Source organism: Psychrobacter sp. M4, assembly GCF_055699795.1.
Genome location: NZ_CM146740.1, coordinates 328,802 through 342,015, shown reverse-complemented (window position 1 = coordinate 342,015; position 13,214 = coordinate 328,802). Strand labels below are relative to the sequence as shown.

At 44.8% G+C, this 13,214-nt stretch carries 14 protein-coding genes; 8 read left to right on the top strand and 6 right to left on the bottom strand.

Annotated elements, in window-relative coordinates:
* Positions 1–83 precede the first annotated feature (83 nt).
* Positions 84–761, bottom strand: coding sequence for an LOG family protein (locus ACR63N_RS01475; protein WP_367105080.1), 678 nt, complete (start codon positions 759–761; stop codon positions 84–86).
* A gap of 246 nt (positions 762–1,007) precedes the next feature.
* Here ACR63N_RS01475 and ACR63N_RS01470 point away from each other — a divergent pair, with 246 nt between their 5' ends.
* Positions 1,008–1,952 (top strand): alpha/beta hydrolase family protein, encoded by a 945-nt coding sequence (locus ACR63N_RS01470; protein ID WP_367105079.1) that lies wholly within the window; start codon positions 1,008–1,010, stop codon positions 1,950–1,952.
* A 1-nt stretch (position 1,953) separates the two neighbouring features.
* Here ACR63N_RS01470 and ACR63N_RS01465 read toward each other — a convergent pair whose 3' ends face one another.
* A complete protein-coding gene (locus tag ACR63N_RS01465; RefSeq protein ID WP_367105078.1) occupies positions 1,954–2,640 on the bottom strand; it encodes a putative quorum-sensing-regulated virulence factor in 687 nt (228 codons plus the stop codon).
* 166 nt (positions 2,641–2,806) lie between these two features.
* Here ACR63N_RS01465 and ACR63N_RS01460 point away from each other — a divergent pair, with 166 nt between their 5' ends.
* On the top strand, positions 2,807–3,403 hold the full coding sequence (locus ACR63N_RS01460) for a M23 family metallopeptidase (RefSeq protein ID WP_367105077.1): 597 nt from the start codon (positions 2,807–2,809) through the stop codon (positions 3,401–3,403).
* A gap of 256 nt (positions 3,404–3,659) precedes the next feature.
* On the opposite strand, the gene phoR is transcribed toward ACR63N_RS01460, so the two are convergent.
* The 3 genes from phoR to dtd form a co-directional block, all read right to left on the bottom strand.
* Positions 3,660–4,787, bottom strand: a complete 1,128-nt coding sequence (phoR, locus tag ACR63N_RS01455) for a phosphate regulon sensor histidine kinase PhoR (RefSeq protein WP_472782356.1) — start codon at positions 4,785–4,787, stop codon at positions 3,660–3,662.
* Positions 4,788–4,842: 55 nt separating this feature from the next.
* The gene (gene phoB, locus ACR63N_RS01450) at positions 4,843–5,547 is read right to left on the bottom strand and encodes a phosphate regulon transcriptional regulator PhoB (protein WP_367107347.1); all 705 of its coding nucleotides are present in this window, start codon (positions 5,545–5,547) and stop codon (positions 4,843–4,845) included.
* Positions 5,548–5,660: 113 nt separating this feature from the next.
* Entirely contained in the window at positions 5,661–6,116 is a 456-nt protein-coding gene (dtd, locus tag ACR63N_RS01445; protein WP_367105074.1) for a D-aminoacyl-tRNA deacylase, read from the bottom strand.
* A gap of 142 nt (positions 6,117–6,258) precedes the next feature.
* Between dtd and asd the strand changes: the two genes are divergently transcribed.
* Positions 6,259–7,092 carry an archaetidylserine decarboxylase gene (gene asd, locus ACR63N_RS01440; protein WP_367107348.1) on the top strand — a complete coding sequence of 278 codons (834 nt, stop codon included), beginning with the start codon at positions 6,259–6,261 and terminating at the stop codon, positions 7,090–7,092.
* 6 nt (positions 7,093–7,098) lie between these two features.
* Here the strand turns inward: asd and ACR63N_RS01435 are convergent, their stop codons facing one another.
* Positions 7,099–7,761, bottom strand: coding sequence for an HD domain-containing protein (locus ACR63N_RS01435; RefSeq protein WP_367107349.1), 663 nt, complete (start codon positions 7,759–7,761; stop codon positions 7,099–7,101).
* Between the two features lie 258 nt (positions 7,762–8,019).
* On the opposite strand from ACR63N_RS01435, the gene pstS reads away from it, so the two are divergent.
* The 5 genes from pstS (at position 8,020) to phoU (ending at position 13,160) form a co-directional block, all read left to right on the top strand.
* Entirely contained in the window at positions 8,020–9,162 is a 1,143-nt protein-coding gene (gene pstS, locus ACR63N_RS01430; protein WP_367107350.1) for a phosphate ABC transporter substrate-binding protein PstS, read from the top strand.
* A 69-nt stretch (positions 9,163–9,231) separates the two neighbouring features.
* Positions 9,232–10,197 carry a phosphate ABC transporter permease subunit PstC gene (gene pstC / locus ACR63N_RS01425; RefSeq protein WP_367107351.1) on the top strand — a complete coding sequence of 322 codons (966 nt, stop codon included), beginning with the start codon at positions 9,232–9,234 and terminating at the stop codon, positions 10,195–10,197.
* A gap of 60 nt (positions 10,198–10,257) precedes the next feature.
* On the top strand, positions 10,258–11,154 hold the full coding sequence (pstA, locus tag ACR63N_RS01420; protein ID WP_367105069.1) for a phosphate ABC transporter permease PstA: 897 nt from the start codon (positions 10,258–10,260) through the stop codon (positions 11,152–11,154).
* 106 nt (positions 11,155–11,260) lie between these two features.
* The gene (gene pstB, locus ACR63N_RS01415) at positions 11,261–12,175 is read left to right on the top strand and encodes a phosphate ABC transporter ATP-binding protein PstB (RefSeq protein WP_472782355.1); all 915 of its coding nucleotides are present in this window, start codon (positions 11,261–11,263) and stop codon (positions 12,173–12,175) included.
* Positions 12,176–12,413: 238 nt separating this feature from the next.
* Positions 12,414–13,160, top strand: coding sequence for a phosphate signaling complex protein PhoU (gene phoU, locus ACR63N_RS01410; protein ID WP_367107352.1), 747 nt, complete (start codon positions 12,414–12,416; stop codon positions 13,158–13,160).
* The last annotated feature ends 54 nt before the right edge of the window (positions 13,161–13,214 follow it).

Here is a 13,214-nt window from a genome sequence, read left to right as displayed (position 1 = left end):
TGTAAAAAAAAGAGCAGATATTAAATTATCTGCTCTTTTTGGTGTCAGTAGTTATTTATTCAGCTTATAAATCGCTTAATCTTTTAATTACCTACCATTTTATTAGTATCGACCTCATCATCGATAGTCACTATAGTTTGTAATAGATCAATAGCCTCATCAATCGTATTACAGACCACCAAACGCTCAAGGTCTTCAACCTTCATAAAACCTTGTTCAGTCGTATATTTTAAGTGTTCAATCATATGATCATAATAGCCATTGATATTGAGGATAATCATGGGCTTTTCATGTTGATACAGCTGACGCCACGTGGCAATCTCCATAATCTCCTCAAGCGTGCCAAGCCCACCTGGCAACGTAATAAAGGCATCAGCATATTCTGCCATTACTGTTTTGCGCGTGTGCATGGTGTCGGTATAGTGCAGCCGCGTTAGCCCCTCATGAGCGATTTCATGTTTGAGCATAAAGGTCGGAATAACGCCAACCGCTTGTGCGCCATTTATAATGACCTCATCTGCTACCGCGCCCATAAGACCGATGCTAGCACCTCCGTAGACCAATCCTAAACCATTCTTAGCTAGAGCACGACCAAGCTTGCGCGCTGCTTGCTCATAAATCTCATTATTGCCTAAACGTGAGCCACAATAAACTGCAACCAGCGGCATAGTCAAAGTTGATTTATCAATTGCTTTTTCAATATGGGTAATGTCTTGACTGGTTAGTACCTCATAAGTATCGTTATTAATTTTCATTTGCATATAATAGTCCCAATGTTGTTTACATTCTTGTTGTTTAATTCATTTAAGCTTAGTACTCGTTGCAAATAACCTCTACACCTTACCTATTTTGCTCGACATTTATTTTACCATAAGCGGTACTACCACAGGATAGCAACCATTTATTACTAAACGCCAGCGACATTTTCTCAAGCTACCCATTAATTAAAGCGCTTACCAATAAATATCAGGGATTGATAACAGGATTAAGCCTACTGAGGTATAACTATGCATGACCTTCATTTATCACCTCTTCTAAATCAAAAGAGTAACACTATTAACCCTACTATTGCTATTGACAGCTACTCACTATCTATAATGACCGAGCGCAATCAAGTACTAGCAGCTACCGTTTATCGTCCTAAAACTTTAGTCAAGAACGCGGTCATGATCGCTCCTGCAACCGGAATCAAACGCCAGTTTTACCATAAGTTTGCCACCTTTTTAGCCAAAAAGGGCTTTGGGGTGATTACCTTTGACAATGAAGGTATTGGGGAATCGCTTAGCACGGATTTGGCTAAGTGTGATGCTTCACTAATAAGCTGGGGGCGCCATGATATGCCAGCAGTACTTGATGCTCTGCAAGATGAGTTTGTAGAGGCCAACTATCATCTACTTGGTCACAGCGCTGGTGGCCAGCTGATCGGCCTTATGCCCAATTATAAAGCCCTCTCATCAGTATTCAATGTGGCTTGCTCATCAGGACGTATCAAAAACATGGCTATGCCTTATAAGATAAAAGCCATGGGTTTTATGGATGTGTTTATTCCCGTAAGTAATCTAGTATTGGGTTATACGCCTGCTGATAAAATCGCTATGGGTGAACCGCTACCGCGCGGTGTGGCTCGGCAATGGCGCGAGTGGTGTAATGGTGCCGGCTACATAAAGACAGCGCTTGGCAAAAGCATTCATACGCACTTTTATGACGAGATAGATATGCCAGCGTTATGGCTGGGCTTTAGCGATGATGAGATTGCCAACAGTCAAAACATGGACGACATGATAAGAGTATTCCCGCAAATGCCGGTAGATAAGCATTTTTTGCATCCTAAAGACTTTGGGTTAAATAGTATCGGGCATATGCGTTATTTTAGTAGCAAAACGCAGGCAAAAGCGCCTGAGCTTTGGCAAATGGCGGTAGACTGGTTTAATAAGAATCAACCTACCCAGTAGACTACAAATCCTGTGCTCGCTCAGCCTCCAAACGTTTATTCAAAGCAGAATATAGCGACGGCTGCATATTGTGAATGTTCCCCAGCATCCATTTGATATAGCTGATAGGCACGTCTTTTATCAGCTTGCCTTTATGCTTACCAAATGGCATTCTGCTAATGGGATGAGCCGTGTTTGCGATGGCATGCGCTGCCGCCAAATCGGTTGGCTCAATCTCAAGGCGCGCGCAGCACGCTTTATAGAGCAAATAACACATGCGCGCATCTCCTAGCGCGTCGTGAGCGGCGATAGTCATTTGACTGGCCTCAGCCTTGCCCAATAGCTGCTCGATACATTTGGACTGGCCATAATAGCGCCATTCTGGAAAAGCTACGCGCGCCAGCCTTACCGTACAAATAAGCTTGGCAGAGGGCCGACCTATTACTCGCCAGTCAAAACGCACGTTGTGGCCGATAAGGTACTCTGGCAACTCAAATTGTTCTAACTCAAAACGCTCGAGTCCAGCAACATCATCGTCAGTAATACCATGTACTTTGATCACAATGGGCGATATCGGACGGCCGCTATTAAAATATTTCATCCATTCAAAACCAGTAGCCACATCGATTGTGGCTACTTGAATAGGCCGTGGATCACGGCCTTGATCGGTTTCAGTATCTATAATAAGCGCGGTGGCAGGGTTGTTCATAAATCAAAACCGTTATAAGCTGAATGAAGAAGTAGACGCTATAATATATATAGTCGACACAAAATAAAATTGATACTTTAATATCAACTATAAAAGGTATAAAACAACAAACCTATAGTACCACTCAATTATACGCCTCAAAACCATTTGAGAAACAGAGAGACCAATGCCCTCTAACAGACAAAACCAGCCCCAAAAACCATCATTTTTCAGTCGTCTGCTTAGTGTGCTATTCAAATCACTAGTAGTGCTAGCCTTGTTGTTTGTACTTGATAAATTACTCCCCAGTATTAGTCAGCAAACTCAGTCTTTTATAGTCGCAAAATGGCAGCAGCTGAGCCTTATGCAGCAAGAATTGCCTACAGAAAATAGCCTACCCAGTCCATTACCCGGCCAGCATTTAACAGATACTTGGGGCGCGGCGCGAAGCCAAGGTCGCAGTCATGAGGGCATCGATATATTTGCGGATCGTGGCACCCCTATTCAAGCCACCACCCAAGGTATCGTCAGAAAAGTGGGTCATAATAACTTAGGCGGCCGCGTCGTCGTCATCGTCGGGCCTGGCGGTGCGGGGCATTATTATGCGCATTTGGAAGATTATGCTGATATTGATCCCAATGACTGGGTTGATGTGGGTGACACGATCGGCTATGTCGGCGATAGTGGTAATGCCAAAGGCACACCGCCGCACGTGCATTATGGTATTTATATTAACGGGCAAGCGGTCAATCCCTATCCATTACTGATAAAACCTGACAGCTAATAGTTGATTCATAACTTGGCGAAGCAAAAATGGAGCGTGTCAGGTATAGCTAAGTCACTTTAAAAGTGTTACAACTTAGTGCTACTGATATTAATTTTGCGCAGCCTCTGGCTGCAATGACACAGCACGCAAGTAAAATTAATATCAGTAGCACGTGGCTAAATATGTCAGTTTTATTTGGGATTGACTATAGATTTACTTTTAGTCACTTCAAATTTAATCGCTTCACTTTAAAACCGATACAGCGCGATCTTTTTTATTTTGAACGGATGATAGCAGGATCTGGCTTAGTATGAGCAGTTGTATTGTTAGGCATAGAGCGAACATGAGCGCTTGGGAATACGGCACTAAATGTCGAACCTACGCCTTCTACCGATTCAATTTGTAAATTTGCGTTATATTGATACAAGACATGTTTTACAATCGCCAGTCCCAACCCTGTCCCTCCGGTAGCACGGCTACGACCACTATCGACGCGATAAAAACGCTCAGTTAAACGGGTAATATGCTGTTGGGCAATGCCAATCCCATCATCTGTGACTGCAAATCGGCAGCCCTCTAGAGTTTTTGTCCAACTGATGACGATATTGCCGCCTTTAGGGGTATATTTGATCGCATTAACAACCAGATTGGATAATGCGCTATTGAGATACATCTCTGAACCAAATAAACCAGCGTCCGTATCTATCTGCAAGCTAATCGTATGCCCATATTCTTGATTATAAACCTGTGCGTCATTATAGACATGGGTGAGCAGGCTGCTCATATCGATATAATGTAACTCATGGGTCTCTTCGATCTCGATGCGAGATAGCAGCAATAAGTCATTCACCACTCTATTCATCCGTGCGGTCTGCTGGGTCATCAGCTCAAAACCGCGCTGCCAATGCGGAGGCATGTCTGGCTGATCTGAGAAGTTTTCAAGGTAACCCATCAGCACCGTTAGAGGCGTGCGCAGCTCATGAGAGACATTGGCCACAAAGTCGCGGCGCATTTGCTCCAGATGCTGCAAACGGGTCACATCATAAATGATCAGCAGCTTTTCATCCCCAAAATGGGTGAGCTCACACTTTAAATAACGCTTTGGATCTCGCCATGAGGCGATATGCACGCCATCGTTAGGCGACGTTACATTCTGATAATACTTTCGGAATTCAGGTGCTGTAATGAAGTCAAAAATGCACTTACCCTGATCGTCTGGTTGCAATAATAATAGATCCTCGGCCGCCTGATTCCACCACTCCAAACCATCATCATCATTGAGCAAAATCACCGCATCACGTAGTGCTCGTAGCGCGCTTCTGATTTTTGTGAGTTGATCCGTTGTGCTTTGTTGAGAATCTTGGTTTTGCGTATCTTGCGAGTCAGTGTCTCTAGGCGTCATCGTGTTTATCCACCGTCTTTATAAGCAGCTCTAATATTAGAATGTTCAACAGACCCTACTCTTGCTCAACTAAATTAGAGAACCGATAGCCAGTACCACGAACCGTTTGGATCAAGGTATCACAGTCATATGGTCGCAACAGTTTACGTAAACGCCGAATATGGACATCAATCGTGCGATCTTCGATGTAAACATTACCGCCCCAGACCTGATCTAGCAACTGTGCTCGCGTATAAGCACGCTCCGGATGACTCATAAAAAACGCCAGCAATCGATACTCTGTCGGACCGATATTTATGAGCGTACCATCAGCGGTGACGCGCTGACTTTTAGGATCTAGGCTCAGCTTACCTACGTCGATCGTCTTCTCAGTACCAAGCGCACTGCTACGGCGCAATACCGCCTTTATCCGTGAAATCAGCTCACGGGTGGAGAAAGGTTTGGTCATATAGTCATCAGCGCCAGCATCAAGACCGTGAACCTTACTATCTTCCTCGCTTTTGGCGGTCAACATAATGACAGGGATCTCAGAGAGTAGCTCATCGCTTTTGAGCATACGGCAAAAATCAATGCCGCTTTTATCACCGGGTAACATCCAATCGAGCAAAATCAGTGCCGGACGATGATCAACGACTTGCTGATGCGCCTCTAAGACATCAGCCGCCTGCAAACTCTCAAATCCAGCCATCTCTAACGTCATCACCACCATCTCGCGAATCGCTGGCTCATCTTCGACAATTAAAATCTGTTCATTTTGCATATGACAGCCTTTCTTAAGATACAAAAAATAGTTGGCGTTCAAAAAGACGATAAGCACTCGCCAATGTTTGCTCATTAAACCGATTAATTATGACAGTTTGATGACATTTACATTTAAATTATTTCTAATAAAAAGTTCAGTGGTCCATCATTGATACTGGTTACTTGCATATCAGCCCCGAACTGACCGCTGGCAATCTTTGGATATTGCGATTTGGCATAGACTATCATATCAGCGAATAACGCTTGGGCGCTATCTGGCGCCATCGCTCCGCCAAAGTCAGGACGGCGACCTTTATCAGTCTTTGCCATTAACGTAAACTGCGGTATTAACAGTAACCCACCGCCAACTTGCTGGACGTTTTGATCCAATTTACCACGCTTCGCAGGGTCGCTATCATTCTCAAAAATACGATAGGTGAGAATTTTATCAATCATCCGCTGCGTACTTTGCAAGTTATCATCATGCCCCAGCCCAACATACGCCAGTATTCCATATTCAATTGAACCCACACAGTTGTTATCAACTTCCACATTAGCAGTGCTTACTCGCTGTATAAGTGCCTTCATTCACTAACCCTTTATTCATGATATTCGTAGCTTTGATCGATTATGATCACACGGGCAGACGTTGTCCATGATAAAATACAACCTCATATTTTTTCCGTCTTCATAGCCTATTTTCATTCTAAAAATATTTCGGTAGCCCACTATGACCTTATTTACCACCATACAACAATTTGTTCCCCAACAAAAACTAAGCAAAATTGCTGGACGCTTAGCCGCCAGTCGTCACCCTGTCGTCAAGCGCGCCTTTATCCGCAGTTTTGCCAAAGCTTATGGTGTCAGCCTAGACGAATATGAACGTCAGAGCTTTAATGCCTATGAGAGCTTTAATGACTTTTTTACCCGTGAGCTCAAAGACGAGGCACGGGCGATAGACCCAACCGCAAACGGCATTGTTAGTCCCGCTGACGGTATCATATCGCAGCTTGGACAAATTGATGACAGTAAGCTACTACAAGCTAAAGGTCGCCACTACGATATAGGACAACTACTTGCTGATAGCAGCGACGGTCATTATTTCGCTGATGGTAGCTTTGCAACCATCTATCTAGCGCCAAGCAATTATCACCGTGTGCATATGCCTTTTGCCGGTACGCTGACAAAGACTCGTTATGTGCCGGGTACGCTGTTTTCAGTCAACAACACTACCGCTGCCAACGTGCCTGATTTGTTTGCTCGCAACGAGCGTTTGGTTTGTCTGTTTGATACTCAGTATGGCAAAGCGGCGGTGGTCATGGTTGGTGCGATGATTGTCGCCGGTATCCAAAGTGTCGCTACTGGCAAAATTGTACGCACCGATGATATTCAAGAAGACGAGCACAATATGAAGCTCGAGAAAGGCGATGAGCTTGGGCGTTTTTATCTGGGTTCAACCGCTATCGTCATCTTGCCAAAAGAGGCAAAGGCAGATTGGTTAAATGGTTTACACGCAAATAGTGTGGTACAAATGGGTCAATTATTAGGCGTGGCTAAGGTCTAATAAAACTCAAGCATCAATCAGCCAGCCTTGCTTGGTCGCATAATCAATTTGGGTGACCAGCCACTGATGCACTGCAGGAAAAGTATCGGCAATAAACTCATGTGCCCCAGCTACTTGTGAACGTGTGATACCCAGCTCTATCCACGTCCTGCCCTCAGTGTTTAGATTCAACAAAAAAGGCAATAGCCGATCCACTACTTTTAGCAGTTGGGTCTCAGTGCTATTGCCAGTCTCTTGCTCCTCCCAGATTTTACTCAAGTTGCCAATCCCGTTACCCTGCTGGGCTTGCAGTCGTGCTATACCGTCACGCTCTTTGATGTGCGCATCACTGCGGGCGCGAGCATACAAAAACGTGTCACCCGCATCAATCTCTCCTAAATCATGCACCAGTGCCATTTTTAGCAATGTCTCATGATTCACGTCCAGCTCAAATAACTCCGCTATTGACCAGCACGCCATCGCTAAGTGCCATGAATGCTCGGCGGAATTCTCTACTCGCAGCGACTCACTACCGTTTTTAGTAATGTGGTTACGGCGATTGACATGCTTTAGGGCATCAAGCGCTAATAGAAACTCGGTCACCTCATGCATATTAATAGTGTTTGAAAGCGTTGATGAGCGAGCTGACGATATCGCAGACGACGAAGCTGATGACAAGGTTGATGACATAAGGTTCTCATTGCATAAATGATTGAAATAAAGCTCCGTCATTATACTAGGGTCTGTTCTCTTCTATTTAAATACCCTCACTATGATCAATCCTAAATAAAAAATACAGTCACTTTTGACATATTTTTATAAATATTTTTTATGTCATCAAACTGTCATATTTGCTTGTCACAATGGGCTCATTAACCACAGGGCATAGTTGCAGCGTTGTCATTGTTATTTATAAATGCCTGATAAAAAAAACTTTTAGGAGAAATAATGCGTCATTCATTAATAACGGTAGCCGTCGTTAGTGCCTTTACCTTAGCTGCTTGCAATCAAACGACTAGTAGCAACGATAATGAAACCATTGATAGCGCAGTATCAGCTAATACGGCAACGGCTGCTTCTGGTGATGCCAATTCGGCTGAAAACATATCCCTGAACATCACCGGAGCTGGCGCTTCTTTTCCACAGCCTGTCTATGCTAAATGGTCAGATGCCTATAACAAGGCAACAGGCGGTCAAGTGAATTATCAGTCAATCGGCTCATCCGGTGGTATCAAGCAAATCATCGCCAAAACGGTAGACTTTGGTGCATCTGACGCCCCTATGACTCCAGATGAGCTGAGTGAGGCAGGACTGATTCAGTTCCCAACCGTCATCGGCGGCGTCGTCCCTGTCGTCAATATCGAAGGTATTGAACCGGGTCAGTTGCAGCTAGATGGGGAGATGTTAGCAGATATCTACCTTGGCAAGATCAGCAACTGGAATGACCCTACCATCGCTGCTATGAATCCTGAGTTAACCCTTCCTGATGCCGCTATTACCACGGTATTTCGCTCAGACGGTTCGGGTACGACTTTTAATTTCACTGATTATCTGGCTAAAGTCTCCAGCGACTGGAAAGACAATGTTGGCGTGGATAAAACGGTGAAATGGCCAACTTCAGCAACGGGTGCGGGCGGCAAAGGCAACGAGGGCGTTTCAAGCTACGTAACACGTATGAATAACGCTATCGGTTATGTTGAATATGCATATGCCAAACAAAACGGTATGTCACACGTCGCCCTCAAAAACGCGGCAGGTAACGTGGTACAGCCCTCTGCTGAGACCTTCGCCGCCGCTGGTGACATCGATTGGTCACAGCAAGAAGGGTTTTATAAAATTATCACCAACTCCGAGACCGAGCAAGCATGGCCAATCGCTGCGGCTACCTTTATCTTAGTGCATAAGCAGCCTGAAGATGCGCAGCAAATCGCTGGTGTATTTAAATTCTTTGACTGGGCTTATGCTCAAGGGGATGACGACGCTATGGCGCTTGATTATGTACCTTTTTCTGATACTGCTGTGGATTTATTTAAAGCCAAATGGAATGAGGTCGTCGATAGCAAAGGGCAGCCTGTTTATAACCCTTCTTAGTCAGATTAACTAAAGCGCAGTTCTATTAAAACCATAACTTACTAGGCTAATTAGAGTATTGAGGCTTTTATGGCAGATCTAAAATCCCAATTGGCAAAGCATCGAATAGCCAAACAAAGACGCATTGATGCCGTTTTTGTCAATGCGACCAAAGCGTTTGCCATATTGGTTCTATTGGCGCTTGGCGGCATCATGCTCTCGTTAGTTGTGGGTGCATGGCCGAGTATCAGCGAATTTGGTCTTGGGTTTTATACCAGCAATAACTGGGATACAGTAGGCAATCAATACGGGGCACTAGCGCCCATTTACGGTACCCTCGTCACCTCAATGATCGCGATCTGCATTGCGGTACCCGTCAGCTTCGGTATTGCCATCTTCTTAACCGAATTATGCCCTGTTTTTTTGAAAAGGCCATTAGGTATTGCCATTGAGCTTTTGGCCGGCATCCCTTCTATCATTTACGGTATGTGGGGGTTATTTGTATTTGCACCGTTCTTTGGCGATCACATTCAACCTTGGTTTATTGAAAATATTGGGCCGCTACCTATCATCGGCAAGCTGTTTACTGGTGCGCCCATGGGGCTGGGTATGTTTACCGCCTCGTTAGTGCTGGCGATTATGATTATTCCCTTTATTGCCGCCACCATGCGCGATGTGTTCTCTGTAGTGCCTGACTTATTAAAAGAATCAGCTTATGGTATGGGCGCCACCACGTGGGAGGTGATGTTCAAAATTGTCCTTCCATATACCAAAGCAGGCGTGGTCGGTGGGGTGATTTTGGGTCTTGGTCGCGCATTGGGTGAGACTATGGCAGTGACCTTTTTGATTGGCAATGCCTTTAATATCAGCCCAAGTCTCTTTACTTCTGGCGTCACCATTACCTCAGCATTGGCCAATGAGTTTGCCGAGGCATCAAGTGAGTTGCACTTAGCGTCATTGCTGCATTTAGGGCTGATTCTGTTTGTGATTACCTTTATCGTGTTGTCTATCTCTAAATTGATGCTCATGCGTATTGACCAAAAAGCTGGCAATTAAAAATTCAGTAAAGCTTCAGTACGAAGCTGCCCTATCCAAACCAAAAAGGACAAGCCTTTTATGACTTTAGCGCCTGTGATTACTAAGCCCTCTTCAAGCTTTGAGGATCGCTACAGCAAAAGCCTCTATAACAAGCGTCGTTTTATAAACAGACTAGGGCTTGGGTTTGCGATGTCGGCCATGATATTTGGTTTGTTTTGGCTGCTTTGGATTTTGGTTACACTTCTCACCGAAGGCTTTCAAGGTTTAGTCGAGATGCCCGTATTTGTGGCTGATACACCGCCGCCTATGAGTGAGGGTGGTCTGCGTAACGCTATCGTCGGCTCAGCAATGCTGGCTTTTTCGGGTCTAGCGATTGGCGCCCCCATCGGCATGATGGCAGGCATTTACTTAGCGGAATTCTCGCATGGCAGCCTATTAGGTAAGGTCACGCGATTTTTAAACGATATTTTGCTGTCTGCTCCTTCAATCGTTATTGGGCTGTTTGTTTATGCACTGATGGTCAAAGGTCAAAGTTTCTCAGGTTGGGCAGGCGCGATCGCGCTGGCATTGATTGTGATTCCCGTTGTGGTGCGTACCACTGAAAACATGCTCAATCTAGTACCCAATACCCTGCGCGAAGCGGCGTATGCCCTAGGTACACCAAAATGGAAGCTGGTAACGACGGTCACCATTAAAGCGGCAAGAGCTGGCTTGACCACAGGGGTGCTATTGGCGTTTGCTCGTATTACTGGTGAGACCGCGCCGCTGTTGTTTACCGCCTTAAACAACCAGTACTTTAGTACCGACATGACGGGGCCGATGGCCAACTTACCAAACACTATTTACCAATTTGCTATGAGCCCTTATGACAACTGGCATGCGCTAGCTTGGGCAGCGGCACTACTCATTACCACGACGGTATTAACTTTGAATATCCTTGCTCGCTTTATCGGCGGTAAAGATCACAGCCGATAGCTCAAAACAGGAAACACTATGACTAATATTACCTTAATTAATAATACCCTGATTTAACGTAACCATATGCTGATTTAACGTAAATTTAAAAGGGCTGGATACCATTATGACTGACGTCCTAGAGAGAAAAAATGTGAAACAGAAAACGCTTATGCCTATCATCAAAAAAAACCGCTTACCACCCACCTTTAATAAAGGTCAGAGCAAGCAACCCGATAGCACGCGCCTTACTCAGCAAACCGTGGCAGATATCCCTGATAATATGCCCACGGCTAAGATAACCATTCGCGATTTGAATTTTTATTATGGTGATTTTCAAGCCTTAAAAAACATCAACATCGATATACCAGAAAAGATGGTAACTGCTTTTATTGGCCCATCAGGCTGCGGTAAATCAACGCTGCTACGCACCCTTAACCGTATGTACGACTTATACCCTAGTATGCGTGCTGAAGGTCAAATCAGCCTTGATGGCAAAAATATTTTGGGCAAAGAGGTGGATGTGAATCTGCTGCGGGCGCGTGTCGGTATGATGTTCCAAAAGCCAACGCCGTTTCCGATGTCGATCTATGACAATGTCGCCTTTGGGGTACGCTTGTATGAAAAAATGAGCAAATCAGAGATGGAGGAGCGGGTCGAATGGGCGCTAAAAAAGGCGGCATTATGGCCTGAGGTGAAAGACAAGTTAAAGGCGTCTGGACTGTCCTTATCTGGTGGTCAACAGCAGCGTCTGTGTATCGCTCGCAGTGTGGCAACCAAACCTGAAGTATTGCTATTAGATGAGCCAACCTCAGCACTTGATCCCATCTCGACAGGCGCTATCGAAGACTTGATTACTGATCTAAAAAACGACTACACCATTGCTATCGTAACCCACAACATGCAACAAGCCGCGCGTGTCTCCGATTACACCGCTTATATGTATTTGGGCGATATGGTAGAGATGGGCGCAACCGATCAGATATTTACTAGCCCCACGCAAAAAGCGACAGAGGACTATATTACGGGGCGTTATGGCTAAATCTGTCTTGTTTTAGAGCAGTTATTCTATTAAGCATCATTTTATTATAGCTAGGTCACTTTAAAGGTGTTACAACTCAGTGCTGCTGGTATTTGTTTTACGCAGCCTCTGTCAGCGTAGACACAGCACGCAAGTAAAATGAATACCAGCAGCACGTGGCTAAATATGTCAGTTTTATTTGAGATTGACTATATGCAAAACTTTATTACGCAAACCAATACAATATAAGGGAACCGCGATGCCGATGTCTGAAAAGCATTTATCCAAAAGTTTTGATCATGACTTGCGTGCAGTTATCGATTTATTTATGCAGATGGGGCACATGGTAGCAGAGCAAGTGACTATTGCCACCCGGGCCTTGATAGAAGCGGATGAACAGGCAGCCACAAAGGTGGTGGCAGATGATCAGCTGATCAATCAGTTAGAGATTAAAATTGATGAACAAATTATGCTACTGGTCGCAAAAAGGCAGCCAGCAGCGAATGATTTGCGCTTAGTTATGGCGCTGAGCAAAGGCGTGGTTGATCTAGAACGTGTGGGCGATGAAGCCAGTAAGATAGCTCGTATGGCAGGTCAATTGATTGAGGTTGGTGCGTCGCCGCGAGGCTATTTGGAGGTGCAGCATTTATCCAATCAGGTGCGCCTAATGCTGCTTGATGCCCTTGATGCATTCACGCGGATGAATCCTCAGCAGGCATTTGCAGTACTACAAAGCGATGATGCGGTCAACGAGGAGTATCAATCGGCCACGCGATCATTGATGACCTATATTATGGAAGATAGCCGCCATGTATCCAAAGTTATCAATATCTTGTGGGTATTACGAGCACTTGAGCGCGTAGGTGATCATGCGCGTAATATTGCTGAGTTGGTTATTTTTTGCACCAGCGGCAAAGATGTCCGTCATACTGATTTTATGCAAGTCGAGCAAATTGTGCATCAAACTAACCATACTAGCTCTAGTCATGGCTCTAATAAACGTTAAAAGCGCTTTTTATAGCCTTTAAAACCGTACTAATTAAAATAGTATTAAGATTCA